Genomic DNA, 25,303 nt, shown 5'->3' with positions numbered 1-25,303 from the left:
GCGAAATCAACGGGCGTCCGCGTCACCGCACCTGCGACACTTGACGGCATGACCACGCTCAAGTCGAAGTTGCAGGAAGACCTCAACGCCGCGATCAAGGGGCGCGACGAGCTCCGCTCCTCGACGATCCGGCTGACCCTCTCCGCGATCACCAATGAGGAGGTCGCGGGCAAGACCAAGCGCGAACTCTCCGACGACGAAGTGCAGAAGGTGATCGCCCGCGAGGCGAAGAAGCGCCGTGAGGCCGCCGAAGCCTTCACGCAGGGCGGGCGCTCCGAGTCGGCCGAGCGCGAGCGGGCGGAGGGCGAGATCCTCGCCGTGTACCTGCCCAAGCAGCTTTCCGACGAGGAGCTTCGGCAGATCGTCGCCCAGGCCGTCGAGGAGGCCAAGGCGGCCGGTGCCGAGGGCCCGCGCGCGATGGGCGCCGTCATGAAGATCGTGAACCCGAAGGTGGCCGGGCAGGCCGAGGGCGGCCGCGTCGCCGCCGTCGTGAAGCAGCTGCTCGCGGGCTGACGCCATCGCCGATGGGGCCTGTACGGGTCCGGTCGCGCCCGCCGCGCGACACCCGAAGCGCTTGACGCCGAACGCCCCGTGGGCCAGGTCGATTCCTGGCCCACGGGGCGTTCGCGCGTCTGCTCCCGGCGTACGGGTCAGCGTTGGCCGCCGTCGCCTCCGTTGCCGCTGTTCGTGTTGCCCTGGATCCATCCGTCGGGGAAGGAGAAGGAAGGCGTCGGGAACACCACTCCGCCGTCGCTCTGGCCGCTGATGGTGCTGCCGTTGGTGGTGTTGCCGTTGCCGTTGCCACCGTGCCGGCCGCGGCCGCGGTTGTCGTCGTCCTGGCCCTTGTCCTTGTCCCTGTCGGGGTCGGGAATGTTGACCAGGTTGAAGGACGGGGCGTCCTTGCCCGTGAGAGCGCCCGTCATCAGGTCCCGCCAGATCGGGCCGGGGACCTGACCGCCGTACACCTTGTCGTGCCAGACGCCGCCGATCTTGATGCCCCTCATCTGGACCTGCTGGGTGGCGCTGCCGACCCAGACGGCGCCGGACAGGTTCGGCGTGTAGCCGACGAACCAGGCGTTCTTGCGCTCGTCGGTGGTACCGGTCTTGCCGGCGTTGGCGCGGTCGGTGAGACCGGCCTGCTGGCCCGTACCGGAGTCGATCACGCCGCTCAGCAGGCTGTTGACGGTGTCCGCGGTCGTCTCGGACATGGCCCGCGAGCAGGTCGACTTGGGCACGTCCAGGGACTTCTCACGGCCGCCGATCTGCTGGCTGATCGACTCGATGGCGACCGGGGTGCAGTACATGCCGCGGGAGGCGAAGGCGGCGTAGGCCGTGGCCATGGTGAGCGGTGAGATGCCCTTGGAGCCCAGGGCGATGGAGGGCACCTGGGGGAGCTTGTCGCCGTTGCCCTGGACCACGCCGAGCTTCTCGATCTGGTTCATGACCGGGCACAGGCCGATGTCGGAGATCATCTGCACGAAGTAGGTGTTGACCGATTTGGCCATCGCCTCCTTCAGCTGATACGGGCCATGCTCGGACTCGCTCTCGTTCGGGACCTTCTCGTTCCCCTGGTTCGTCCACGGCTTGCTGCCGCAGGTCTGCACCGGGCTGGGGTAGGGCATCGAGTACGGCGAGGAGTACTCCTGCGTCGCCGGCCGGCCCTGCTCCAGCGCGGCCGCGGCCACGAACGGCTTGAACGTCGAACCGGTCGGGAAGCCGTAGTTCGAGCCGCCCATGTCGTAGTTGACCGAGTAGTTGTACTCGGTCTCGTTCGTTCCGGTGCCGAACGGCTTCGACTGGCCCATCCCGAGGATCTTCCCGGTGCCGGGCTCGACCACGGTGGCCGCCGCCGCGACCTTGTCGGACTTGTAGACGTGGTCCTTCAGCGACGCCTGGATCGACGCCTGGGACTGCGGGTCGAGCGTCGTACGGATCGTCAGGCCGCCCTGGTTCCAGACCTTCGCCCGGTCCTCCCTGGTCTTGCCGAAGACCGGGTCGCTCAGGAAGACCTTCTCCACGTACTTGCAGAAGAAGCCGGCGCCCTTGACGGCCGTGATGCAGCCGTTCTTCGGCCGGCTGACGTGCAGCCCGAGCTTGGTCGCCTTGGCTGTGTCGGCCTGCTCCTGGGAGATGTCGTGCACCTCGGCCATGCGCTGCAGCACGGTGTTGCGGCGCTTGAGGGCCTCCTCCTCGTCGTTCACCGGGTCGTACCGGCTCGGCGACTGGACGATGCCCGCGAGCAGCGCGGACTCCTGGAGGTTCAGTTTCTTGGCGGGCTTGGAGAAGTAGCGCTGGGAGGCGGCCTCGACGCCGTACGCCTGCTCCCCGAAGAACGTGATGTTCAGGTAGTTCTCGAGGATCTTCTTCTTGCCCAGCTTCTCTTCCAGCTGGATCGCGTACTTGAGCTCGCGGATCTTGCGGCCGATGGTCTGCTGGGTGGCCTGGGCGACCTTCGTCGGGTCGTCGCCGGCCTCCTCGACGAAGTAGTTCTTCACCAGCTGCTGGGTCAGGGTGGAGGCACCCTGGGCCACCCCGCCGTTCTGCGCGTTCTGGTTGACCGCGCGGAGGATGCCCTTCAGGTCGATCGCGCCGTGCTGGTAGAAGCGCGAGTCCTCGATCGCGACGATCGCCTTCTGCATGTAGGGCGAGATGTTCTTGAGGTCGAGCACTGTGCGGTCGCGCGAGTAGACCGTCGCGATCTGCCCGCCCTTGCTGTCCAGGATCGTGGTCCGCTGACTCAGCGACGGACTCTTCAGATTGTCCGGAATGTCGTCGAACCCCTGGACCGAGCCCTTGGCCGCCAGGCCGAGCGCGCCCGCGGCGGGCAGCGCGATTCCGGCCATGACGGCGCCCGCGAGCACGCTGACACCGAGGAACTTGGCGGCCTGCTGCGTAGAGGACAGACCACCGCCCGAGCGCTTCTTTGGCATGAGGGCAGCCTACGTTCTCATTCGCCGGACACGCGTATATGCCTTGGCCTAAGCTGCTCTCAACTGTCACAGCAGTGCGGCCACGTATCAATACGTCCGGCGACCCCGAATCGTTCCGGAGGTTCCGCGTTCTTGTGGAGCGCGTGTCCGAATCAACCTTGTGTGTCACATGGTGCCCGTTGTGACTCGACCCAACTGTCCTGGTTTGCCGGGATGGTCGCGCATGTCCTCGGCTCACTCCCCCGGGTGATCTGCCGCTTACGCATAGTCCGTTCGGGCCATTCAAGATTGGGCCCGAAGGGGGTGTTGCGCTGTGCCCACCTTCCGTAACGTCCTCAACTGGCGGCGGTGAATATGCCGCTGCCGCCGTGGGGGAGCCTCGATTCGGGAGAGGACGGCGCCGGTATGGGCTGGGTAACCGACTGGAGTGCGCAGGCGGCCTGCCGCACTACCGATCCAGATGAACTGTTCGTTCAAGGAGCAGCGCAGAACAGGGCCAAGGCAGTGTGCACCGGATGTCCGGTTCGCACGGAGTGCCTCGCCGACGCGCTCGACAACCGCGTCGAATTCGGCGTGTGGGGTGGCATGACCGAGCGTGAGCGCCGCGCATTGCTGCGCCGGCGGCCGACCGTCACCTCGTGGCGTCGCCTGCTCGAGACCGCGCGTACGGAGTACGAGCGCGGGGCGGGCCTGCTGCCCCTCGACGAGGAAGAGGTGTACGAGCGCTACGCGGCCGTGGGGTGAGGGGAGCCGCCCGGCGCGGCCAGGACGCCGCTCTCGGGCCCCTCAGGCCCGCGCGGGCCCTTCCCGGGCCCGCTCGGTGGTCGCGGGGGCCGGGCAGGGACTGAAGCGTCCCCGCGGGGTCTCCGCACTCGGCTTTCGGGGAGCTCCGGCCGGTGGGCCGCGGCTCAGCTTTCGGGGAGCTCCGGCCGGTGGGCCGCGAGCCGGTTCCCGATGTCCCGCAGCCCCGCGAGATCGTGCACGTCGCCGGGCAGCGCGGCCACTTCGGCCACCGGCACCTCCGGGTGGCGCGCGGCGAAGCGGTCACGCGTGCGCTGCTCGCGGGAGAGCAGCTGCATGCGCTCGGCGTGCAGTCTCAGCAGGCCTGCGGTGAGCTGGTCGATGGATCGCTCGGGGTCCGTGGCGGCGGTCCTGTCCGTAGCGGTGGTGTGGTCCGTGCCGGCCGTTCTGTCCGTGATGGCGGGGGAGCCTTCGTCGGGAGCTGATGCACCGGAAGCCGGTGATTCTGAACTGCCGTACGTGCCGGGAGCGTTACGAAGTCCAGCTTTCCCGTCCGCCTGATCCACAATGCGGGCCTCGGCAAGATTTTCCGCGGTGGAGGTTTCCGGGTTTTCCGCTGCGACGGCCTCAGCGGTCTCCCCGGTGGTTTCCGGGTTCCCCGGGTCGGCGGAGCCGTTGGCAGAGCCGTTGAGGGAGTCGTCGGCGGAATCAAGATCCTCCGCGGCGGCGAGCGCCCGCTCGGCGGACAGCTGGGTGGCCCCGCTGCCGTGCACCCGGTTGAGCACCAGCCCGGCGAACGGCATCTCCTCCGCGGCCAGCCGCTGCACGAAGTACGCGGCCTCGCGCAGCGCGTCCCGCTCGGGCGCCGCCACCACCAGGAACGCGGTGCCGGGCGCCTGGAGCAGCTTGTACGTGGCGTCGGCCCGCGTACGGAAACCGCCGAACGTGGTGTCCATGGCCGCGACGAACGTCTGCACGTCCTTGAGGAGTTGGCCCCCGAGCAGCTTGCCCAGGGTGCCCGTCATCATCGACATCCCGACGTTCAGGAACTTCATGCCCGCCCGGCCGCCCAGCTTCGCCGGAGCCGTCAGCAGCCGGATCAGCCGTCCGTCGAGGAACGAACCGAGTCGCTTCGGGGCGTCCAGGAAGTCCAGCGCCGAGCGCGACGGGGGCGTGTCGACCACGATCAGGTCCCACTCGTCGCGCGCTCGCAACTGGCCCAGCTTCTCCATCGCCATGTATTCCTGCGTGCCCGCGAAGCCCGCCGAAAGCGACTGGTAGAAGGGGTTGCCGAGGATGGCCGCCGCCCGGTCGCCGTCCGCGTGCGCCTCGACGATCTCGTCGAACGTGCGCTTCATGTCGAGCATCATGGCGTGCAGCTCGCCGCTCCCCTCGACGCCCTTCACCCGGCGCGGAGTGTTGTCCAGGGAGTCGATCCCCATCGACTGCGCCAGCCTGCGCGCGGGGTCGATGGTGAGCACGACCACCTTGCGGCCGCGCTCCGCGGCCCGCAGCCCGAGAGCCGCCGCCGTGGTCGTCTTGCCGACGCCGCCCGAGCCGCAGCACACCACGATGCGGGTCTCAGGGTCGTCGAGCAGCGGGTCGAGATCGAGGACGCGGGCGGGGTCCAGACTCATGACATCCCTTGCTTACGCAGCTGTGCGGCCAGTTCGTACAGTCCCGCCAGGTCCAGGCCCTCGGCGAGCAGCGGGAGTTCGTGCGACGGCAGGCCCTGCTCGGCCAGCACGCTCCGCTGCTCGGTCTCCAGCGTGTACCGCTCCGCGTACTCGTCGGCCTGCTGGAGAAGAGGGTCCACCAGCCGCTCGGCGAGCCCGCCGCGACGCGCGCCGCCGAGGCCGGCCGAGGAGAGCGACTTGGCGATCGCCGAGCGGGGAGCGGCCTTCGCCAGCTCCAGGTCGACGCCGTCGAGGAGCGCCGGGCGCACCATGTTCACGATGATCCGGCCCACGGGAAGCTTCGCAGCGCGCAGCTCCGCGATGCCGTCCGCGGTCTCCTGCACGGGCATCTCCTCCAGCAGCGTCACCAAGTGGACCGCCGTCTCCGGAGACTTGAGGACGCGCATGACGGCCTGGGCCTGATTGTGTATCGGGCCGATCTTCGCGAGGCCGGCGACCTCGTCGTTGACGTTCAGGAAGCGGGTGATGCGGCCGGTGGGCGGCGCGTCCATCACCACGTAGTCGTACGTGAAGCGGCCGCTCTTCTCCTTGCGCCGCACCGCCTCGCAGGCCTTGCCGGTCAGGAGGACGTCCCGCAGTCCGGGCGCGATGGTGGTCGCGAAGTCGATCGCGCCGAGTTTTTTGAGTGCCCGGCCGGCTCCGCCCAGTTTGTAGAACATCTGGAGGTAGTCCAGCAGCGCCAGTTCGGGGTCGATGGCGAGGGCGTACACCTCCCCGCCCCCCGGAGCGACGGCGATCTTCCGCTCCTCGTAGGGCAGCGCTTCTGTTTCGAAGAGCTGCGCGATGCCCTGTCTGCCCTCGACCTCGACGAGGAGGGCGCGCTTGCCCTCTGTCGCGAGGGCGAGCGCGAGGGCTGCGGCCACCGTGGTCTTGCCGGTACCGCCCTTGCCGCTGACGACCTGGAGCCTGCTCACGTATTCGAGCCTAACCAGTCCGCCGCCGGAGTAAGCAGGAGGCTGTGGACAAGTGGTGCCGGCGGCGGCGGGGCGGCGGGTGGCTCGGGCGGGAGCCGGTGGTCGCCAGCGGCTACAGTCGGCCACATGACCAAATGGGAATACGCCACCGTGCCGCTGCTCGTCCACGCCACGAAGCAGATTCTGGACACCTGGGGCGAGGACGGCTGGGAGCTCGTGCAAGTAGTGCCCGGCCCCAACAACCCCGAGCAGCTCGTGGCCTACCTGAAGCGCGAGAAGTCCGCGTGAGCGGGGCTGTCGAGGCGAAGCTCGCCGAACTCGGACTGAGCCTTCCGGGCGTGGTTCCGCCGTTGGCCGCGTATCAGCCCGCGGTGCAGTCGGGCGTGTACGTGTACACCGCGGGGCAGCTTCCGATGGTGGACGGGAAGCTTCCGGTCACCGGGAAGGTGGGGGCCGAGGTCACGGCCGAGGAGGCCAAGGAACTCGCCCGTACGTGCGCGCTGAACGCCCTGGCGGCGGTGAAGTCGGTCGTGGGCGACCTCGATCGCATCGCGCGTGTCGTCAAGGTCGTGGGGTTCGTGGCCTCGGCGTCGGACTTCACCGGGCAGCCGGGTGTGCTGAACGGCGCGAGTGAGCTGCTGGGCGCCGTGCTGGGCGACAAGGGTGTGCACGCGCGGAGCGCGGTCGGCGTGGCCGTGCTGCCGCTGGACGCGCCGGTCGAGGTCGAGATCCAGGTGGAGCTCACGCACGCGTAGCCCTTCGGGGTGTCACCGGGGCCGGGTTCGGTCCGGTGGGTGGGTCGGGGCCGTGCCGGTGCATCAGCCCGTCGCCGTTGGACGGGGATGTGACCGTCGGTGGCGACGGGCATCGATGTACCGGCACGGCCCCTGCCGTCGCATTCCGACCGCGGGTGCGCGGCCGTGAATCTCAGCCCCGGCCGGCGGGATTCCAGCCCCTCCGGCGTTTGAGGAGCGGGGTCCGGGGCGGAGCCCCAGGGTGGGTCGGGTAGGGGGCGGCGGGGGCGAGAAGGGCTTGTACGGAGGTGAGGCCTCGAACATCCGCCCGGCTCGGGATAGCCTCCGGCCATGGGGAATGGGCAATGGTTTCCGGCGGAGTGGCCGGAGCGGATTCGGGCGCTCGCCGAGGGCACGCTGACGCCGGTCACGCCTCGGCGCGCCGCCACGGTGATGCTGGTCAAGGACCACGAGGCCGGCCCCGTGGTCCACATGCTGCGCCGACGCGCATCCATGGCCTTCGCCGGAGGCGCGTACGCGTATCCGGGCGGCGGCGTGGACCCGCGCGACGACGAGCAGCAGATCCGCTGGGCGGGTCCCCCGCGCGCGTGGTGGGCGCGGCGGCTCGGCGTGGACGAGACCTCCGCGCAGGCCATCGTCTGCGCGGCCGTACGGGAGACGTACGAGGAGGCGGGCGTCCTGCTCGCCGGCCCCAGCCCGGACAGCGTGGTCGGTGACACCACGGGGGACGACTGGGAGGCGGACCGGGCGGCCCTGGTCGCCAGGGATCTGTCCTTCGCGGAGTTCCTCGACCGCAGAGGGCTCGTGCTCCGCTCGGACCTGCTCGGGGCCTGGGCCCGCTGGATCACTCCGGAGTTCGAGTCCCGCCGCTACGACACGTGGTTCTTCGTGGCCGTCCTCCCGGAGGGCCAGCGCACGCGGAACGCCTCCACGGAGGCCGACCGCACCGTGTGGATCCGTCCCGCCGACGCGGCGGCGGGCTACGACAAGGGCGAGCTGCTGATGATGCCGCCCACCATCGCGACCCTGCGCGGGCTCGTGGAGTACGAGAGCTCCGCCGACGCCCTCGCCGGCGCGGCCGCCCGGGATCTGACACCCGTCCTGGCCGAGGCGCGCCTGGAGGGCGGCGAGGTCGTCCTCTCCTGGCCCGGACACGACGAGTTCACCAAGCACATCCCGACCGGCGGAGCATCCGCATGACCGAAGCAGCGGCGCTCCCCGGCCAGCCGCGAGGAACGGTCCTCTCCGGCCCCGCCACCGCGCGCGCGGTGAACGTCCTCGCCCCCAACGCCTCCGCGATGACCCTGGACGGCACGAACACGTGGATCGTGTCCGAGCCCGACTCCGAGCTCGCGGTCGTCATCGACCCGGGCCCCCTGGACGACGTACATCTGCGGACGGTCCTGGACACGGCCGAGCGGGCCGGCAAGCGGGTCGCGCTGACCCTGCTCACGCACGGGCATCCCGACCACGCGGAGGGCGCGTCGCGCTTCGCCGAACTGTCGGGGACCGCCGTCCGCGCGCTGGACCCCGCGCTGCGGCTCGGGGACGAAGGGCTGGGCGCGGGAGACGTGATCAGCCTCGGCGGGCTCGAACTGCGTGTCGTGCCGACTCCCGGGCACACCGCCGACTCGCTGTGCTTCCATCTCCCGGCCGATCGGGCCGTGCTGACCGGGGACACCGTCCTGGGGCGCGGGACGACCGTGGTGGCCCACCCGGACGGGCGTCTGGGCGATTATCTCGACTCCCTGCGCCGCCTCCGCTCGCTGACGGTCGACGACGGAGTCCACACCGTCCTGCCCGGTCACGGACCGGTCCTCGACGACGCGCAGGGCGCGGTCGAGTTCTATCTGGCCCACCGTGCCCACCGGCTCGCCCAGGTCGAGACCGCCGTCGAGAGCGGCCTCCGGTCGCCCGAAGAGGTCGTCGCCCGCGTCTACGTGGACGTGGACCGGTCGTTGTGGCCCGCGGCCGAGCTGTCGGTGCGGGCCCAGATGGACTATCTGCGGGAGCACGGGCTCATCTAGGGGCGGGGCGCCTTGATGCCGTGCACGCGCGCGTACTCACCGGCCAGCCATGGCCCCAGGTCGTCCGTGTACGAGCGGAGCACGGCGGGGCCGCCGGTCGGCTCGTACCCGCGTACGGCCGCGCCGCGCAGGTCGGCGGCCCGCTCCGGGTAGTACGCGCTGAACGCCTCGGCCATCTCCCCGAGGTCGCTGGTCCAGCCGTTCCAGCGCGGCATGACGAGCGTGAAGCCGGTGCGCACGAGGTGCCGGGACATCGAGCGGACCAGCGGGCGCCTGGCGTCGTCCGTGTCCGCGACCGCGGCGATCCGTTCGCGCCAGCGCGGCAGCAGCAGGGCGAGGTCGCCGTTCGTCTCGCGGGCCAGCAGCGTGTCGGGGCGGTAGCGCGGCAGGTGTACGGCCAGGTCCTCGCCCAGGAGGGGGGTGCACAGGCAGGCGACGAACCAGCCGAGGTCGTGGGTCTCCAGGTCGCTCAGCAGCCGTGCACGGCTGAACAGCAGCGTTCCCGCACCGTCGATCTCGGCGAACTCCTTGTCGAGCGCCGCTTCGAGCGCGCGGGCGTCGGCGCGGTCGGTGTCGGTCGGCTCCTCGCGCAGCGACAGCAGCAGGTCGAGATCGGAGCGTCCCACGCGCGCGGTGCCGCGTGGGATCGAGCCGTAGAGGTACGCGCTGTCCAGCCGGGCCCCGAACACGTCCTGGACCGTCGTCGCGGGCCGCCGCGACGACGGTCCTGAAGGCGTACGGGACGCGCGCCGGTGACCCCTCGCGCTCGATGTACCCCTGGGCGTCGAGCCCTCTGCGGTGCCCCTGTGCGGCCATGCGCCCACTGTGCGGGGAAGGTCCGTCGCGGCGCAGGTCGTTTACGGGTGACGACGGGGTCCCGCCTCGGTGAAGGCGGGACCCCGTCGTCGTACGGTCAGAGGCGTCAGCGCGAGCGCTTGGCGAGCCTCTCGACGTCCAGGAGGATCACCGCGCGGGCCTCCAGACGGAGCCAGCCGCGGCCCGCGAAGTCGGCGAGCGCCTTGTTGACGGTCTCGCGGGAGGCGCCGACCAGCTGGGCCAGCTCCTCCTGCGTGAGGTCGTGCACCACGTGGATGCCCTCTTCGGACTGCACACCGAAGCGGCGCGACAGGTCGAGCAGGGCGCGCGCGACACGGCCGGGCACGTCGGAGAAGACCAGGTCGGACATCTGGTCATTGGTCTTGCGCAGGCGCCGGGCGACGGCGCGCAGCAGGGCGGCGGCCACCTCGGGGCGGGCGTTCAGCCAGGGCTGGAGGTCGCCGTGGCCGAGGCCGAGCAGCTTGACCTCGGTGAGCGCGGTGGCGGTCGCCGTGCGCGGGCCCGGGTCGAACAGCGACAGTTCGCCGATCAGCTCCCCGGGGCCGAGGACGGCGAGCATGTTCTCGCGCCCGTCGGGGGAGGTGCGGTGGAGCTTCACCTTGCCCTCGGTGACCACATAGAGGCGGTCGCCGGGGTCGCCTTCATGGAAGAGGGCGTCGCCTCGCGCGAGGGTCACCTCACTCATGGAGGCGCGGAGCTCCGCGGCCTGCTCGTCATCGAGCGCCGCGAAGAGCGGGGCGCGCCGCAGAACGTCGTCCACGAGTTCTCTCCTTGTCGACCTGCTCAGGGGACCGTGCTCCCCCTTGGTACCAGGGGACCGTGTTCCCCATCTTGCCGGACGGTCCAAACAGTGTGATCAGTCACAAGTCTGCCGCACCGGCGTCCCGACGAGTGCGGCAGGGGGCCAATTGGGGGCCGATCTTCAGGGTCCGGGGCGGATGTCGGTGCCGGGCTTTAGGCTGGCCGGGTGTCCAAATCGCCGGTGAGAGCACAGGCCAAGGGGGCTGGACGGGTGGGTGTACGTCGCGATTCCGCTGTGGGCGAACAGGCCCCCGACGGAACCGAAGAACAGGCGAAAGCGACAAAGTCGACGCCGGTGAAGGCGGTGCCGGGGGCGGCGTCGAAGGCGGCATCGACGGCCGTCGGCGGGAAGAGCGCGAAGAAGGCGGCTCCTCGGACCGCCAAGAAGGTGACACCCGCGGGAACGGCCGCCAAGAAGGCGACACCGGCCGGGGCGACCGGGGCAGAGGCGACCGGGGCCGAGGCGTCCTCCGGAAGGACGGCTTCCGGGAAATCTGCCCCGAAGAAGGCCGTTCCGGTGAAAGCCGCTTCCAAGAAGGCGTCGCCCGGTGGGGCCGTCTCCAGGAAGACGACGACCTCCGCCCCCGTGCCGCCGCGGAACGAGTCGCACACCGCCCTCGTCCGCCGTGCCCGCCGGATCAACCGCGAACTCGCCGAGGTGTACCCGTACGCCCACCCGGAGCTGGACTTCGAGAACCCCTTCCAGCTCGTCGTCGCCACGGTCCTGTCCGCCCAGACCACCGACCTGCGGGTGAACCAGACGACGCCTGCGCTCTTCGCCAAGTACCCGACCCCCGAGGACCTTGCCGAGGCCGACCCGGAGGAGGTCGAGGAGATCCTGCGCCCGACCGGGTTCTTCCGGGCCAAGACCAAATCCGTCATAGGGCTCTCCAGGGTCCTGAGGGACGACTTCGGGGGCGAGGTGCCCGGTCGCCTCGAAGACCTCGTGAAACTGCCCGGAGTGGGCCGCAAGACCGCCTTCGTCGTGCTCGGCAACGCCTTCGGGCGGCCCGGGATCACCGTGGACACCCATTTCCAGCGGCTGGTGCGGCGCTGGCGGTGGACCGCGGAGACCGACCCGGACAAGATCGAGACGGCCGTCGGCGGGCTCTTCCCGAAGAACGAGTGGACCATGCTGTCGCACCACGTGATCTTCCACGGCCGCCGCATCTGCCACGCCCGCAAGCCCGCCTGCGGCGCCTGCCCCATCGCCCCTCTCTGTCCGGCGTACGGGGAGGGCGAGACGGACCCCGAGAAGGCGAAGAAGCTCCTGAAGTACGAGAAGGGCGGCTTCCCCGGACAGCGGCTCAACCCCCCGCAGGCCTATCTGGACGCGGGCGGCAGGCCCGCACCCCCGCTGGGCACCGGATGACGGAACGAACACGGCCCCGGCGGGCGTTGGGAACAGCAGAACGGGGGTGGCGATGAAGCACGCGGGCAACACGCGGAACACGAGCGACGCGGCGGGCGGGCCGGTGCTCAGCAAGGACGGTCTGCCCGGCTGGCTGGACCCGGTCGCGCGGGTCGCGGAGACCGTGGAACCGCTCCAGCTGAGCCGCTTCCTGCCGCCGGCGAACGGCGCGGGCCGCCAGTCCGCGGTGCTCATCCTCTTCGGCGAGGGCCCGCGCGGCCCCGAACTGCTCCTCATGGAACGGGCGGGCACCCTCAGATCGCACGCCGGGCAGCCGTCCTTCCCCGGTGGCGCCCTCGACCCCGAGGACGGCGACCCGAGGACCGACGGGCCGCTGAACGCCGCCCTGCGCGAGGCCGAGGAGGAGACCGGCCTCGACCCGAGCGGCGTCCAGCTCTTCGGCGTACTGCCCAAGCTGTACATCCCGGTCAGCCGGTTCGTGGTCGCCCCCGTCCTCGGCTGGTGGCGCCGCCCGACGCCGGTCGGCGTCGTCGACCCGGGCGAGACGGCCCGGGTCTTCACCGTCCCCGTGGTGGATCTCACGGATCCCGCCAACCGCGCGACCACCGTCCACCCCAGCGGTCACCGAGGCCCGGCATTTCTGGTCGAATCGGCCCTGGTCTGGGGTTTTACGGCCGGAGTGATCGACAAGATCCTGCACTTCGCGGGCTGGGAGCGTCCGTGGGACCGCGAGAAGCAGGTCCCGCTCGACTGGCGCGCGTGACAAGGTGACCTTCGTGAATGTGCTGGACATCCTGTTGCTGGTCGCCGCCGTGTGGTTCGCGATCGTGGGCTATCGCCAGGGCTTCGTCGTCGGCATCCTGTCGGTGATCGGCTTCCTGGGCGGTGGTCTCGTCGCCGTCTACCTGCTCCCGGTCATCTGGAGCTGGACGACCGACGACAGCAAGGTGAGTACGACCGCCGCCGTCGTCGCCGTGGTCGTCGTGATCGTCTGCGCCTCCGTCGGCCAGGCCCTCACCACCCACCTCGGCAACAAGCTCCGCCGGCACATCACCTGGTCTCCGGCCAGAGCCCTGGACGCGACCGGCGGTGCCCTGGTGAACGTCGTGGCGATGCTGCTCGTCGCCTGGCTGATCGGCTCCGCCCTCGCCGGCACGACGCTGCCGACGCTCGGCAAGGAGGTCCGCAGCTCCAAGGTGCTGCTCGGCGTCTCCCGCGCGCTGCCCGCCCAGGCCAACACCTGGTTCGCCGACTTCTCCTCGGTCCTCGCGCAGAACGGCTTCCCGCAGGTCTTCAGCCCGTTCGCCAACGAACCCATCACCGAGGTCCGGCCGCCCGACCCCCAGCTCGCGGCCAGCCCCGTCGCCATCCGCTCGCAGAACTCCATCGTCAAGGTCATGGGCACCGCCCAGAGCTGCGGCAAGGTCCTCGAAGGCACCGGTTTCGTCTTCGGCGACCGCCGGGTGATGACCAACGCGCACGTGGTCGGCGGAGTCGACGAACCCACCGTCCAGATAGGCGGCGAGGGAAAGAAGTACGACGCCACGGTCGTCCTGTACGACTGGGAGCGCGACATCGCCGTACTGGACGTACCGAATCTGAAGGCGCCCGCGCTGCGGTTCAGCACCCAGGACGCGGCCAGCGGCGACAGTGCGATCGTCGCCGGATTCCCGCAGAACGGCTCGTACAACGTCCAGCCCGCGCGCGTGCGGGGCCGCATCACGGCCACCGGCCCGGACATCTACCACCGCAAGACGGTGCGCCGCGATGTCTACTCGCTCTACGCGACGGTCCGTCAGGGCAACTCCGGCGGACCGCTGCTGACACCCGACGGCAAGGTGTACGGCGTGGTCTTCGCGAAGTCGCTCGACGACGCCGAGACCGGTTACGCGCTCACCGCGGACGAGATCCGGCAGGACATCGCCAAGGGGCGTACGGCCAACCAGCAGGTGGACAGCGACAGCTGCGCGCTCTGACCGGCGGGCGGGACCTCAGTCGGCCGCGTGTGCGGCGACGGCTGCCCGTTCTGACCGGTGGGTGGGACTCAGCCGCGTGGATGGCGCAGCCGCACGGATACCCAGCGAGCCCGGCGCCGCAGAATATGCGGAATCCCCACACGCGGATCCGTGCCCGTCATTTGCGGGTCGCCCCCCTGACGAGAGCTCAGACCCGAGGCCGAGCGGCGATTGCGTGCTGCGTCACTGTAGTCGTGCGTCCAGCCCATACCCCGACGTCTGCCCCTGCCCCAAGGTCGATAACCTCGCCCCGGCCCCTCAATTGGCCTATGCGCCAGGCAATTGGCCGTTCGGGGGACAGGTGTTCACCGGCCGCGTTCCGGACGCGTTCGCGCGGTCACTCCGGGGTGACCGAGGTGTCACCGATCGGGTTCCGGATCCTTCAGCCAGTTGATCAGTTCGGTGGAGAAAGCGACCGGATCCTCTTCGTGCGGGAAGTGGCCGAGCCCGTCGAACAGCCGCCAGCGGTACGGCGCTTCGACGTACTCTCCCGAGCCCGCCGCGCTGCGCGTCCGCATCACCGGATCGAGTGAGCCGTGCAGATGCAGGGTCGGCACCCGCACCGGCGGCTTCATGCGCCGGTTGAACTGGATGCCGTCCGGGCGCGCCATGGACCGCACCATCCACCGGTACGGCTCGATGGAGCAGTGCGCGGTCGACGGGATGCGCATGGCCCGGCGGTACGTCTCCAGGGTGTCCTCGTCCGGCTGCCGGGGGCCCGACCAGTCGCTCACCAGACGGCCCACCAGGGCGGCGTCCTCGGCGAGGAGTTGGCGTTCGGGGATCCAGGGGCGCTGGAACCCCCAGATGTACGAGCCGGCCGTCGTCTGCCTGATGTCGGAGAGCATCGCGGAACGCCAGCGCCGCGGATGCGGCATGGACGACACCGCGAGCCGGCGGACGAGTTTGGGCCGCATGGCGGCCGCCGTCCACGCGAGATAGCCGCCGAGGTCGTGCCCGACCAGGGCGGCGTCGGGCTCGCCGAGGGAACGTACGACCCCGGTGATGTCGAGAGCGAGGTTGGCGGGGTCGTAGCCGCGCGGGGTGCGGTCGCTGCCCCCGACGCCCCGCAGGTCCATGGCGACGGCCCGGAACCCGGCGTCGGCGAGCGCGACGAGCTGGTGCCGCCAGGTCCACCAGAACTGCGGGAAGCCGTGCAGCAGCAGGACGAGCGGCCCGTCGCCGAGCTCGGCGATGTGGAAGCGCGCGCCATTGGCGGCCACGTCCCGGTGGATCACTTTGTGTCCGGGAAGGTCGATCCGTACGGCTGAGGTGGGTTGCGCCGGAGATGTGGCGGGGTCCGTCATGAGGATGAGCGTGCCACAGCCTTGACGGCGTCCTCGACCGGTTCGGGCCGGGGGTGCGGCTTGGCGTTCGGCAGAACACCCGCCGTCTCCTTCACGGAGGCGGCCACCTTCTGCGGGCCCTGGCTCTTCTTGACCTTCTTCGCGAAGATCACGCCGATCAGCGCGAGCACGGCCGCGACCAGCACGTTCGCCGCGAACGACAGCAGGAAGCAGATCGCGAGGTTCCAGTCGCTCCAGGTCCGGATGCCGTACGCGAGGGCGAAGCTGAGCATCGGCAGGGAGAAGAGCAGGGTCATGCCGGCCGCCGAGAACGCCCCGCCGCTGACCGCACCGCGCTTGACGTCCTGCTTGAGCTGAGCCTTCGCCAGCGCGATCTCGTCGTGCACCAGCGCGGACATCTCGGTCGTCGCCGCGGCGACCAACTGGCCGATGCTGCGTTCGGCACCGACCGGGCTCCCGTCGGGTGCGCTCATCGCGATCTCCCTCTTCTGCATGTGTTTGTACGGTCCTGTCAGATCATGCCGGACCGTCGTCCCCCTCGCTTGCCCCACCCGCCACTTCGGCAAGCCTGCGGTGTTCCGCGGCTTTCCGTTCGTAGATCGCGGCCATGCGCAGGTGGTACGCCGGCTTGTCCTCTTCGTAGATGTCGGGGATGCCGTCGTGGTCCTCGTCGCGCTCCTCGGCCTCGCACAGCGAGCGGTACTTGGAGTTGCGCATCTTCAGCATCGCCGTGGCGAGTACGGCCGCGATGAACGAGCCGATCAGGACGGCGGCCTTGGTCTCGTCGGTGAGGCTCGTATCGCCTTCGAAGGCGAGCTCGCCGATGAGCAGGGAGACGGTGAAGCCGATACCGGCGAGGGTGGCGACGGCGGCGACGTCGGCCCATTCCAGGTCGTCGCTGAGCGAGGCCCGGGTGAACCGGGCCGTCAGCCATGTACCGCCGAAGATGCCGACCGCCTTGCCGACGACGAGTCCGAGCACCACGCCGAGCGTCTCGGGCCGGGTGAACACGTCGTGGATCGCGCCGCCGGAGACCACGACGCCGGCGCTGAACAGGGCGAACAGCGGTACGGCGAGTCCCGCCGACACCGGGCGCACCAGGTGCTCGATGTGCTCGCCGGGGGAGTGCTCCTCGCCCTCGTGCGGATGGCAGCGCAGCATCAGGCCCATGGCGACGCCGGCGATGGTGGCGTGGATGCCGCTGTTGTACATCAGGGCCCAGACGACCAGTGCGAGCGGCACGTACACGTACCAGCCGTGCACGCCCTTGCGCAGCAGCAGCCAGAAGACGCCGAGGCCGACGAAGGCCCCGCCGAGCGCCGCGAAGTCGATGGTGTCGGTGAAGAAGAACGCGATGATCAGGATCGCGAACAGGTCGTCGACGACGGCGAGGGTGAGCAGGAAGGCGCGCAGGGCGGACGGCAGTGACGTCCCGATGACGGCGAGCACGGCGAGCGCGAAGGCGATGTCGGTGGCGGTGGGGACGGCCCATCCTTTGAGCGAGCCGTCGCCGGAGATGTTGGTCAGGACGTAGACGATCGCGGGCACGGCCATGCCGCAGACCGCGGCGACCACGGGCAGGACCGCGGCCTTCGGGTCCCGCAGGTCCCCCGCCACGAGCTCGCGCTTCAGCTCGATGCCGGCGACGAAGAAGAAGACGGCGAGCAGTCCGTCGGCCGCCCAGTGCTCCACGGAGAGATCGAGCCCGAGGGCGGCCGGTCCGAAGTGGTGGTGCGAGACGGTCTCATAGCTGTGCGGCAGGGTGTTCGCCCAGATCAGTGCCGCGACCGCCGCGATCAGCAGGAGCACGCCGCCCACCGTCTCGGTGCGCAGCGCGTCCACCACGAAGTTCCGCTCGGGCAGGGACAGTCGGCCGAAGAACTTGTGGTTGGTGTTGGGGGACGCGGCCACGGGGAGGACCTCCGGTCGAGCAGGCAGGGCGGAGTACTCGCCGACCAGACTTCCCGGCACACCACGAACGATCTTGTCGCGTCTTTGACGCTTTGCTTACTTTACCCATGGTGCGGCCGGCTCGGTGGGGGATCTTCACGGTACGGCCGAACCGGGCGCGGGGCCCGCTGGACGGGCCGATGGGGCACCGGGCTGATCGGCATCGGCATCGGCGCTTGGCGGCCGGGGGTTACGAGGTCCGGCGGGTGGCACGGGAAACGCGTGAGGGGTGGGGGGGGGGGGGGGGGGGGGGGGGGGGGGGCGCCGCCGGGGGGGGGGGGGGGGGGGGGGGGGCGGGGGCGCGGCGGGGGGGGGGGGCGGGGGGCCCCGCGCGGGCGCCCCGCACCGCCCCCCCCCCCCCCCCCCCCCCACCCCTCAGGGCCGGGCCGGCGGGGTGGTCCCGCCTCAGTCCTCGCTGGGCGCGGCCGGCAGCTTCGCCTGGATCAGATCCATCACCGTGGAGTCGGTGAGCGTCGTGACGTCACCGAGCTCGCGGTTCTCGGCCACGTCGCGCAGCAGCCGGCGCATGATCTTCCCGGACCGGGTCTTCGGCAGTTCGGCCACCGGCAGGACCCGCTTCGGCTTGGCGATCGGACCGAGGGTGGTGCCCACGTGGTTGCGCAGGTCCGCCACCAGTCCGGCGTCCTCGGCGGAAGCCGTCCCGCGCAGGATGACGAAGGCGACGATCGCCTGCCCGGTGGTCTCGTCCGCCGCACCCACGACCGCAGCCTCGGCGACCGACGGGTGGGAGACGAGGGCCGACTCGACCTCGGTCGTCGAGATGTTGTGCCCGGACACGAGCATCACGTCGTCGACGCGCCCGAGCAGCCAGATGTCGCCGTCGTCGTCCTTCTTGGCCCCGTCCCCGGCGAAGTACTTGCCCTCGAAGCGCGACCAGTACGTGTCGAGGAACCGCTGGTCGTCACCCCAGATCGTGCGCAGCATCGACGGCCACGGCTCGGTGAGAACGAGGTAGCCGCCACCGCCGTCGGGCACCTCGTTCGCCTCGTCGTCGACCACCGTGGCCGAGATACCGGGCAGTGCCCGCTGTGCCGAGCCCGGCTTCGTCTCGGTGACCCCCGGCAGCGGCGAGATCATCATCGCGCCGGTCTCGGTCTGCCACCAGGTGTCGACGATCGGCGTACGGTCCCCGCCGATGTGCTTGCGGTACCAGATCCACGCCTCGGGGTTGATCGGCTCGCCGACCGACCCGAGCACCCGCAGCGAGGACAGGTCGAACTTCGCGGGGATGTCGTCGCCCCACTTCATGAACGTACGGATGGCCGTGGGCGCCGTGTAGAGGATCGTCACCCCGTACTTCTGCACGATCTCCCAGAACCGGCCCTGGTGCGGAGTGTCCGGCGTCCCCTCGTACATGACCTGTGTCGCGCCGTTCGAGAGCGGTCCGTACGTGATGTACGAGTGCCCGGTGACCCAGCCGACGTCGGCCGTGCACCAGTACACGTCGGTCTCCGGCTTGAGGTCGAAGACGGCGTGGTGCGTGTACGAGGCCTGCGTGAGGTAGCCGCCCGAGGTGTGCAGGATGCCCTTCGGCTTCCCGGTGGTCCCCGACGTGTAGAGGATGAACAGCGGCTGCTCGGCGTCGAACGCCTCCGGCGTGTGCTCGGCCGACTGCCGTCCTACGATGTCGTGCCACCACACATCGCGGCCCTCGGTCCAGGCGACGTCCTCGCCGGTACGGCGCACCACCAGCACCTTGTCGACCCCGTCGACCCGGCTCACCGCGTCGTCGACGGCCGGCTTGAGCGCGGACGGCTTCCCGCGCCGGTAACCGCCGTCGGAGGTGATGACCAGCTTGGCGTCGGCGTCCTGGATGCGGGTGGCGATCGCGTCCGCGGAGAATCCGCCGAACACCACCGAGTGCGCGGCGCCGATACGGGCGCAGGCCAGCATCGCGACGACGGCCTCGGGGATCATCGGCAGGTAGACGGCGACCCGGTCGCCCTTTTCGATACCCAGCTCGGTGAGGGCGTTCGCGGCCCTCGACACCTCGTCCTTGAGCTCGGCGTAGGTGATGGCCCGGCTGTCGCCCGGCTCGCCCTCGAAGTGGATGGCGACGCGATCGCCGTTCCCGGCCTCGACGTGCCGGTCCACGCAGTTGTACGCGACGTTCAGCTTTCCGTCGGCGAACCACTTCGCGAACGGCGGATTGGACCAGTCCAGGGTCTCGGTCGGCTCGGTGGCCCAGGTCAGCCGGCGGGCCTGCTCGGCCCAGAAGCCGAGCCTGTCAGCCTTGGCCTGCTCATACGCCTCCGCGGTGACATTGGCGTTCGCCGCCAGGTCGGCGGGCGGCGCGAACCTGCGCTCTTCCTTCAGCAGGTTGGCCAGGCTTTCGTTGCTCACGACATCTCCCTTTCCCAGGGTGTCCGTTGTGTCCCAGGCCACAGCTCATCAGACCGGGGGGCCTGGTGACAAGGGCCGACCCGAAATTGGTTTAGACCTATCCTGGCCACCGGTCCGGGCCCTCGCTCCCCACGGCACATCCGCGCCCCGAGGTACGGCCCGCTGTCCTTCACGCGACCACCGGGTCCGCACGAGTCTGCCCCCTTGTGACACGCGCGTACCGGCCACCGGGTTCATTCGGGGGCACCTGGCCCACCCGGCCCGCCTGGGCGCCCCGGTCACCTCCACGCCCGTTCGCCGGCCGGGCGCGTCGACTTCCTCGGCCAGGCGTGCCGACGCCCCGCCCCGCGACCGCGAGCGGGGCCGGGGAGCGGGCAGCGGACGCTGTGCGTGGTGCGCGGCCCCGTCGACCGGGACCGCGCACCACCGCGCGATCACGCCGGATGCCGCAGTTCCTCCACCGAGTCCGCGGGATCGAACGCGCCTACGTGGTCGAACAGTCCGTCGCCATCGGACTCGGCCAGCAGATACGCCTGAGCCTCCCCGACGTGGAAGTACATCCCCTGAAGTTCGAGCGCGCCCTCCCGGAGGGCGCGCGCCACGGACTCATGGGCCCGCAGGTGCTCCAGCTGCTGCACCACGTTGGTCAGACAGAGCTGCTCCACCGAGTCGGCGGGTGCCCGTCCGGCGATCCGCGTCCACGGTCCGTCGTCGGCGGCCATCCGGTCCAGGCTCGGCCGCCCGTGCCGCAGCCACCGCTTGAGCGGCGTGAGCGCCCCACCCGGCTCCGACGCCAGCAAGGCCTGCATGGCGCCGCACCCGGAGTGCCCGCACACCGTGATGGACCGCACCTTCAGCACGTCCACCGCGTACTCGATGGCCGCGGCCACCGAGTCGTCCCCGCTCTCCTTTCCTGGCAACGGCACGAGGTTGCCGACGTTGCGTACGACGAAGAGGTCTCCCGGACCACTGGACGTGATCATCGAGGTGACGAGCCGGGAGTCGGCACAGGTCAGGAACAGCTGGGACGGCTGCTGCCCTTCCCTGGCCAGGCGGGCCAGCTCATCGCGCACCAGGGGTGCGGTGTTGCGCTGGAACGCGCTGATACCGCGCGCCAGTTGATGTCCGCTCGGCCTGGCCTCGCCCGACTCATCCTCCTGTCCGTCCGAAAGCGCCTCCGAGGGCAGGGGCCCCGGCTCGGCGGCGGCATGGCACTGGTGGTTCCGCCAGGGTGTCCAGGGCCGGCAGCGGCAGTGTCCGGAGTCCGCGGGTTCGGCGATCCGCGTTCCGGTCCGCCCACCGAGATCGACCGTTCCGCCCTGGGCGACGTGGGTGCTCTGCCAGTCCTGCAGCGACTCGTATGCCGCGTGGTCCATGAACGAGCCGTCCAACCGCACGACGGCGTCCGCCCCTTGGGGCACGAGGTGCAGGGTGCGGCTGAGCCGGGGCACCGCCAGGAACGTCAACTGGCCTCGTACGTGTACGTGATGGACTCCTTCCCTCTCTTCGTGGGTGATGCGGGTGCGGCCGAGACGCTGCAGGGCGACACCGACGGCGACGGCGACCCCCAGCGCCACGCCCTCGAGAACGCCCAGGAACACGACGCCGAGCGTGGTGACGGCGTAGACCAGCACTTCGCGGTGGCGGGTGACCGTGCGGATGTGGTGCAAGGACACCATCTGGATGCCGACGGCCATCACCAGGGCGGCGAGCGACGCGAGGGGGATCAGCTCGAGGATCGGGACCATCAGCAGCGCGGCGATCACTACGAAAACGCCGTGCAGGATCGTGGAGTTCCGGCTGACGGCGCCCGCTTGCACATTCGCGGCACTTCGCACCGCGACCCCGGCGACGGGCAGTCCGCCGAGCGCGCCGGAGACGACATTGGCGGCGCCCTGCCCGAGCAGCTCCCGGTCGAGGCGGGAACGCCCCACGCGACCCTGGAGTTCCGGGCGGCCGCCCACCAGCTTGTCGACGGCGACGGCCCCGAGCAGCGACTGCACGCTGCACACCAGCGTCACGGTGAGGACGGCGGCGACGATGCCGAGCACCGGGCCCTCGGGCAGTCCGGCCAGCGCGTGGCTGCTCCAGGACGGCAGCTCGACCCTCGGCAGCGTCAGTCCCGCGAGGGAGGCGGTCAGGGTGGCTCCGGAGACGGCGACCAGCGCGGCGGGAACCTTGCGCAGCGCCCGCCCGGTCCGTCCGGGAAGGCGCGGCCAGGCGAACAGCAGCACCAGCGTCAGCACGCTCATCGACACCGCCGCGGAGTGCAGGCGGGCCACCTGGTCCGGCAGTCCGACGAGGTTGTCGAGGACGGAGCTCTGCGGGACGCCTCCCAGCACGATGTGGAGCTGGGCCACGGCGATGGTCACTCCGATGCCGGCGAGCATGCCGTGCACGATGGCGGGGCTGACGGCCAGGGCCGTGCGGGCCACGCGCAGGCAGCCGAGACCCAGCTGGGTGATTCCCGCCAGCACGGTGATGGCGCAGGTCGCGCGCCAGCCGTAGCGCTGGATGAGCTCGGCCGTGACGAGGGTGAGCCCGGCGGCGGGCCCGCTCACCTGGAGCGGTGAGCCCCCGAGCCGTCCCACGACCAGTCCGCCGACGGCGGCGGCGACAAGACCGGCCTGGAGCGGCGCGCCGGTGGCGAGGGCGATGCCGAGGGACAGGGGGAGGGCGATCAGGAAGACCGCGATCGAGGCGGACAGGTCGGCGCCCGCGACACGGAAGCGTCGGGGCGGGGTCGGCGGGGGGCTGTGGGACTGGTGAACCTGCGCGGGCCGAGTCGGGTCGGCGGCGCGGGTGGGGACGCAGGCAGACATGGTTCCCGTCTCCTCCGGGGCAGCGCGGTCGCGGAACAGGTGATCCCCCGTCCTGAGGTGGCGGGGGGCGGGTCGCGGCCGTGGGTCACGGCGTGCAGTGGCGGGATTCTTCAACGCTCGGTAAACGGATCGTAATGCAGAGTAAAGGGTTGATGCCGAAAATATGGGCAAATGGGGTATTAATTCACCCCTCGGAGTGAAGTGAGCTTTTGATCGGCTTGTCGTACTTATTTCTTTTCGGTCCCGTGAAACCTTGGCGGCGCTGCCGGTGCACAGCCGAGCCGGCGCCCCGACCGGCGCCGCCCTGCCGAGGAGAAGGAGGGCGGGACATGGCCGCCACCCAGAGGATCGCCGCGGGTGTGGCAGTCGCCACGGCGCTCGCCGGTTGCGCGGTCGTCGGCACGCCTTCCCGCGAACGCGCGCACGGCGCGAAGAGGACGGCGGGGGCCCCGGCGCCCAAGGCGGCGGTCCGCCCGATCGGCGACGGTTCCACCTCGTACACCGGGGCGCAGCCGCATCTGCCGCGGCTCGAGCGGCTGAAGCCGGGCCACAAGCCACCGCAGTTCGTCGTCTTCTCCTGGGACGGTGCCGGAGAGGACGGCCAGAAGCTCTTCTCCCACTTCCGGAAGCTCTCCAGGGCCAACCGGGCGACGATGACGTACTTCCTGAGCGGCGTGTACCTGCTGCCGGAGGACAAGCGCGACCTGTACCGGCCGCCACAGCACTCGCCCGGCAGCTCGGAGATCGGCTTCAACGACGTGCAGGGCATCTCGGACACCGTGAAGCAGCTGCGCGGCGCGTGGCTGGAGGGCAACGAGATCGGCACGCACTTCAACGGCCACTTCTGCGGCACGGAGGCAGGGGTCGGCCAGTGGTCGGTCGCGGACTGGAAGAGCGAGATCGCCCAGGCGAAGTCGTTCGTGAAGTCCTGGAGGACCAACGCGGGCCTGAAGGGCGCGGCTTCGCTGCCCTTCGACTACGACAAGGAACTCATCGGCGCCCGTACCCCCTGTCTGGAGGGCCGGGAGAACTTCATGAAGGCGGCCCGAGAGCTGGGCTTCCGCTACGACACCAGCGGCGTCGGCGACCAGGTCTGGCCGAAGAGGAAGGAAGGGCTGTGGGACCTGTCGATGCAGCTCGTGCCCTTCCCCGGGCACTCCTACGAGCAGCTCACCATGGACTACAACTTCATGGTCAGCCAGTCGGGCACGCGGACTCAGGGCGACCCGGGCAAGCAGGAGCTCTGGGGCCGTCAGATGCGTGACGGGCTGCTGAAGGGCTTCGACCGGGCCTACGACGGCAACCGCGCGCCACTGATCATCGGCAACCACTTCGAGTCCTGGAACGGCGGCACCTACATGCGTGCCGTCGACGAGGTCGTCGAGCGGGTCTGCACCAGGGCCGAGGTGCGCTGTGTCTCCTTCCGGCAGCTCGCCGACTGGCTCGACGCCCAGGATCCGGCGACCCTCGACAAGCTCCGCGGCCTCCAGGTCGGAGAGGCCCCGAAGCAGGGCTGGGCGTCGTTCCTCTCCGGACGCCCGGCCCCGGCCCCGAAGGGCGTCCCCGGGGCGCCCGCGGTCAGGCCCGGGGTGCCCGCGCCCAAACCGTAGGGGTGCCCCGGGCCGTTCCGTCGTTCAGGTGGAAGTGGCGCTCGGGGCGGTCTGTCTCTCAGCCCGAAGCGGCGCTGTCGGCCGACCGGCCGCTCACGCGGTGGCCATGGGGCTCTCGCCGAGCACGAAACCGGGGTCGACCTGGCCGGTGAGATCCGCCCCGGTCTTGGCGTTGCCCCAGCCGGCGGCGTTCTTCAGGTGGAACTGCACCATCTGGCGCGTGTACCGCTCCCAGTCGCGCAGCTCGTAGGTGGCGTCGGCGGCGGTCCGCAAGGCGTGCAGCGAGCGCCGGTTGTTCTCTTCCAGGGCCTCGAACCGGGGCGGACGGCCCTTCTCCATGGCGCGCACCCAGTCCGAGTGCCCGACCGTGACCAGGAGGTCGTCACCGACCTCCGCTCGCAGGAAGTCGATGTCGTCCTGGTTCTGCACCTTGTTGCCGACGACCTTCAGGGCGATGCCGAAGTCGCGGGCGTACTCCTTGTACTGGCGGTAGACGGAGACTCCCTTCCGGGTCGGCTCGGCGACGAGAAACGTGATGTCGAAGCGGGTGAACAAGCCGGACGCGAAGGAATCGGAGCCCGCCGTCATGTCGACGACGACGTACTCGCTCCGGCCGTCGACGAGATGGTTCAGGCAGAGTTCCACGGCACCGGTCTTGGAGTGGTAGCAGGCCACCCCCACATCGGCCTCGGTGAACGGGCCGGTGACCATCAAACGGATGACGCCGTCGTCGAGTTCCACCGGCCGGGCGCAGGCGTCGTACACCGGATTGGTCTCACCGACCCGCAGCAGCCGGGAGCCTTCCCCGGGCGGGGTCGTCTTGATCATCGTCTCGGCGGACGCGATACGCGGGTTGGAGCCGCGCAGATAGTCCTTGATGAGCGGAAGCCGCTCACCCATGGCGGGGAGCGCCGCGGCCTCCGTCTCTTCGAGCCCGAGCGCGGCCCCCAGATGCTGGTTGATGTCGGCGTCCACGGCGACGACAGGTGCCCCCGCAGCGGCGAGGTGGCGGATGAAGAGCGACGACAGGGTGGTCTTGCCGCTGCCGCCCTTCCCGACGAAAGCAATTTTCATGTTCACCAAGAGTAGTGCGATCGTCGCTCCAGGTGCTCGCGCCGCGTGAAGAAGACCACTCCTTCGTGGGGTGCGGGCCCGGGGTGC

At 70.4% G+C, this 25,303-nt stretch carries 21 protein-coding genes and 1 pseudogene; 10 read left to right on the top strand and 12 right to left on the bottom strand.

Features of this window, described 5'->3' with window-relative positions; genetic code table 11:
* Positions 1–48: 48 nt before the first annotated feature.
* Complete coding sequence (locus ACFYW9_RS11705; RefSeq protein WP_389147933.1) at positions 49–513, top strand: GatB/YqeY domain-containing protein; 465 nt, start codon at positions 49–51, stop codon at positions 511–513.
* A 137-nt stretch (positions 514–650) separates the two neighbouring features.
* Here the strand turns inward: ACFYW9_RS11705 and ACFYW9_RS11700 are convergent, their stop codons facing one another.
* Positions 651–2,930: a transglycosylase domain-containing protein gene (locus tag ACFYW9_RS11700; protein WP_389147930.1), complete on the bottom strand. Its 2,280-nt coding sequence runs from the start codon at positions 2,928–2,930 to the stop codon at positions 651–653.
* 405 nt (positions 2,931–3,335) lie between these two features.
* Here ACFYW9_RS11700 and wblA point away from each other — a divergent pair, with 405 nt between their 5' ends.
* A complete protein-coding gene (wblA, locus tag ACFYW9_RS11695) occupies positions 3,336–3,674 on the top strand; it encodes a transcriptional regulator WblA (protein WP_028799159.1) in 339 nt (112 codons plus the stop codon).
* A 164-nt stretch (positions 3,675–3,838) separates the two neighbouring features.
* Here wblA and ACFYW9_RS11690 read toward each other — a convergent pair whose 3' ends face one another.
* The gene (locus ACFYW9_RS11690; protein ID WP_389147927.1) at positions 3,839–5,308 is read right to left on the bottom strand and encodes an ArsA family ATPase; all 1,470 of its coding nucleotides are present in this window, start codon (positions 5,306–5,308) and stop codon (positions 3,839–3,841) included.
* Positions 5,305–6,282 (bottom strand): ArsA-related P-loop ATPase, encoded by a 978-nt coding sequence (locus tag ACFYW9_RS11685; protein WP_329300922.1) that lies wholly within the window; start codon positions 6,280–6,282, stop codon positions 5,305–5,307. Before ACFYW9_RS11685 ends, ACFYW9_RS11690 begins: the two co-directional genes overlap by 4 nt.
* A gap of 126 nt (positions 6,283–6,408) precedes the next feature.
* Between ACFYW9_RS11685 and ACFYW9_RS11680 the strand changes: the two genes are divergently transcribed.
* The 4 genes from ACFYW9_RS11680 to ACFYW9_RS11665 all read left to right on the top strand — a co-directional run bounded on the left by ACFYW9_RS11680 (position 6,409) and on the right by ACFYW9_RS11665 (position 9,064).
* The gene (locus tag ACFYW9_RS11680; protein ID WP_075033571.1) at positions 6,409–6,570 is read left to right on the top strand and encodes a DUF4177 domain-containing protein; all 162 of its coding nucleotides are present in this window, start codon (positions 6,409–6,411) and stop codon (positions 6,568–6,570) included.
* A complete protein-coding gene (locus ACFYW9_RS11675; protein WP_326786491.1) occupies positions 6,567–7,037 on the top strand; it encodes a RidA family protein in 471 nt (156 codons plus the stop codon). The genes ACFYW9_RS11680 and ACFYW9_RS11675 overlap by 4 nt, the downstream gene beginning before the upstream one ends.
* Positions 7,038–7,367: 330 nt before the next feature.
* A complete protein-coding gene (locus ACFYW9_RS11670; RefSeq protein ID WP_389147922.1) occupies positions 7,368–8,237 on the top strand; it encodes an NUDIX hydrolase in 870 nt (289 codons plus the stop codon).
* Positions 8,234–9,064, top strand: a complete 831-nt coding sequence (locus ACFYW9_RS11665) for an MBL fold metallo-hydrolase (protein WP_389147919.1) — start codon at positions 8,234–8,236, stop codon at positions 9,062–9,064. Before ACFYW9_RS11670 ends, ACFYW9_RS11665 begins: the two co-directional genes overlap by 4 nt.
* On the opposite strand, the pseudogene ACFYW9_RS11660 reads toward ACFYW9_RS11665, so the two are convergent.
* Both ACFYW9_RS11660 and ACFYW9_RS11655 read right to left on the bottom strand, forming a co-directional pair.
* Positions 9,061–9,880, bottom strand: a pseudogene (locus tag ACFYW9_RS11660) (nucleotidyltransferase). The gene ACFYW9_RS11665 and the pseudogene ACFYW9_RS11660 sit on opposite strands and share 4 nt — an antisense overlap.
* Positions 9,881–9,986: 106 nt before the next feature.
* Entirely contained in the window at positions 9,987–10,661 is a 675-nt protein-coding gene (locus ACFYW9_RS11655; RefSeq protein ID WP_006382668.1) for a Crp/Fnr family transcriptional regulator, read from the bottom strand.
* Positions 10,662–10,997: 336 nt separating this feature from the next.
* Between ACFYW9_RS11655 and nth the strand changes: the two genes are divergently transcribed.
* From nth to ACFYW9_RS11640, 3 genes are read left to right on the top strand one after another with little or no spacing between them, the layout of a single operon-like run.
* Positions 10,998–12,074 carry an endonuclease III gene (gene nth / locus ACFYW9_RS11650; protein ID WP_389147916.1) on the top strand — a complete coding sequence of 359 codons (1,077 nt, stop codon included), beginning with the start codon at positions 10,998–11,000 and terminating at the stop codon, positions 12,072–12,074.
* Positions 12,075–12,126: 52 nt separating this feature from the next.
* Entirely contained in the window at positions 12,127–12,837 is a 711-nt protein-coding gene (locus tag ACFYW9_RS11645) for an NUDIX hydrolase (protein WP_389148323.1), read from the top strand.
* A gap of 13 nt (positions 12,838–12,850) precedes the next feature.
* Positions 12,851–14,050 (top strand): MarP family serine protease, encoded by a 1,200-nt coding sequence (locus ACFYW9_RS11640; protein WP_351866452.1) that lies wholly within the window; start codon positions 12,851–12,853, stop codon positions 14,048–14,050.
* Between the two features lie 68 nt (positions 14,051–14,118).
* On the opposite strand, the gene ACFYW9_RS11635 is transcribed toward ACFYW9_RS11640, so the two are convergent.
* The 6 genes from ACFYW9_RS11635 to ACFYW9_RS11610 all read right to left on the bottom strand — a co-directional run bounded on the left by ACFYW9_RS11635 (position 14,119) and on the right by ACFYW9_RS11610 (position 22,532).
* Positions 14,119–14,298 carry a hypothetical protein gene (locus ACFYW9_RS11635; RefSeq protein WP_328670610.1) on the bottom strand — a complete coding sequence of 60 codons (180 nt, stop codon included), beginning with the start codon at positions 14,296–14,298 and terminating at the stop codon, positions 14,119–14,121.
* Between the two features lie 150 nt (positions 14,299–14,448).
* Entirely contained in the window at positions 14,449–15,396 is a 948-nt protein-coding gene (locus tag ACFYW9_RS11630; RefSeq protein WP_328450030.1) for an alpha/beta hydrolase, read from the bottom strand.
* Positions 15,393–15,869 carry a phage holin family protein gene (locus ACFYW9_RS11625; protein WP_351866447.1) on the bottom strand — a complete coding sequence of 159 codons (477 nt, stop codon included), beginning with the start codon at positions 15,867–15,869 and terminating at the stop codon, positions 15,393–15,395. Before ACFYW9_RS11625 ends, ACFYW9_RS11630 begins: the two co-directional genes overlap by 4 nt.
* Positions 15,870–15,912: 43 nt before the next feature.
* On the bottom strand, positions 15,913–17,307 hold the full coding sequence (gene nhaA / locus ACFYW9_RS11620; RefSeq protein ID WP_389147911.1) for a Na+/H+ antiporter NhaA: 1,395 nt from the start codon (positions 17,305–17,307) through the stop codon (positions 15,913–15,915).
* 444 nt (positions 17,308–17,751) lie between these two features.
* Positions 17,752–19,752 carry an acetate--CoA ligase gene (gene acs / locus ACFYW9_RS11615; protein WP_351866442.1) on the bottom strand — a complete coding sequence of 667 codons (2,001 nt, stop codon included), beginning with the start codon at positions 19,750–19,752 and terminating at the stop codon, positions 17,752–17,754.
* Positions 19,753–20,144: 392 nt separating this feature from the next.
* Positions 20,145–22,532, bottom strand: a complete 2,388-nt coding sequence (locus ACFYW9_RS11610; RefSeq protein ID WP_389147907.1) for a SulP family inorganic anion transporter — start codon at positions 22,530–22,532, stop codon at positions 20,145–20,147.
* 329 nt (positions 22,533–22,861) lie between these two features.
* On the opposite strand from ACFYW9_RS11610, the gene ACFYW9_RS11605 reads away from it, so the two are divergent.
* The gene (locus tag ACFYW9_RS11605) at positions 22,862–24,142 is read left to right on the top strand and encodes a hypothetical protein (RefSeq protein ID WP_389147904.1); all 1,281 of its coding nucleotides are present in this window, start codon (positions 22,862–22,864) and stop codon (positions 24,140–24,142) included.
* A gap of 93 nt (positions 24,143–24,235) precedes the next feature.
* Here ACFYW9_RS11605 and ACFYW9_RS11600 read toward each other — a convergent pair whose 3' ends face one another.
* Positions 24,236–25,216, bottom strand: a complete 981-nt coding sequence (locus ACFYW9_RS11600; protein ID WP_351866434.1) for an ATP-binding protein — start codon at positions 25,214–25,216, stop codon at positions 24,236–24,238.
* Between the last annotated feature and the right edge of the window lie 87 nt (positions 25,217–25,303).

Origin of the sequence: Streptomyces sp. NPDC002698 (assembly GCF_042888945.1) — a bacterium.
GTDB lineage: Bacteria > Actinomycetota > Actinomycetes > Streptomycetales > Streptomycetaceae > Streptomyces.
Note: the sequence above shows the minus strand (reverse complement) of the source record. Positions and strands in the feature narration are given on the sequence as shown.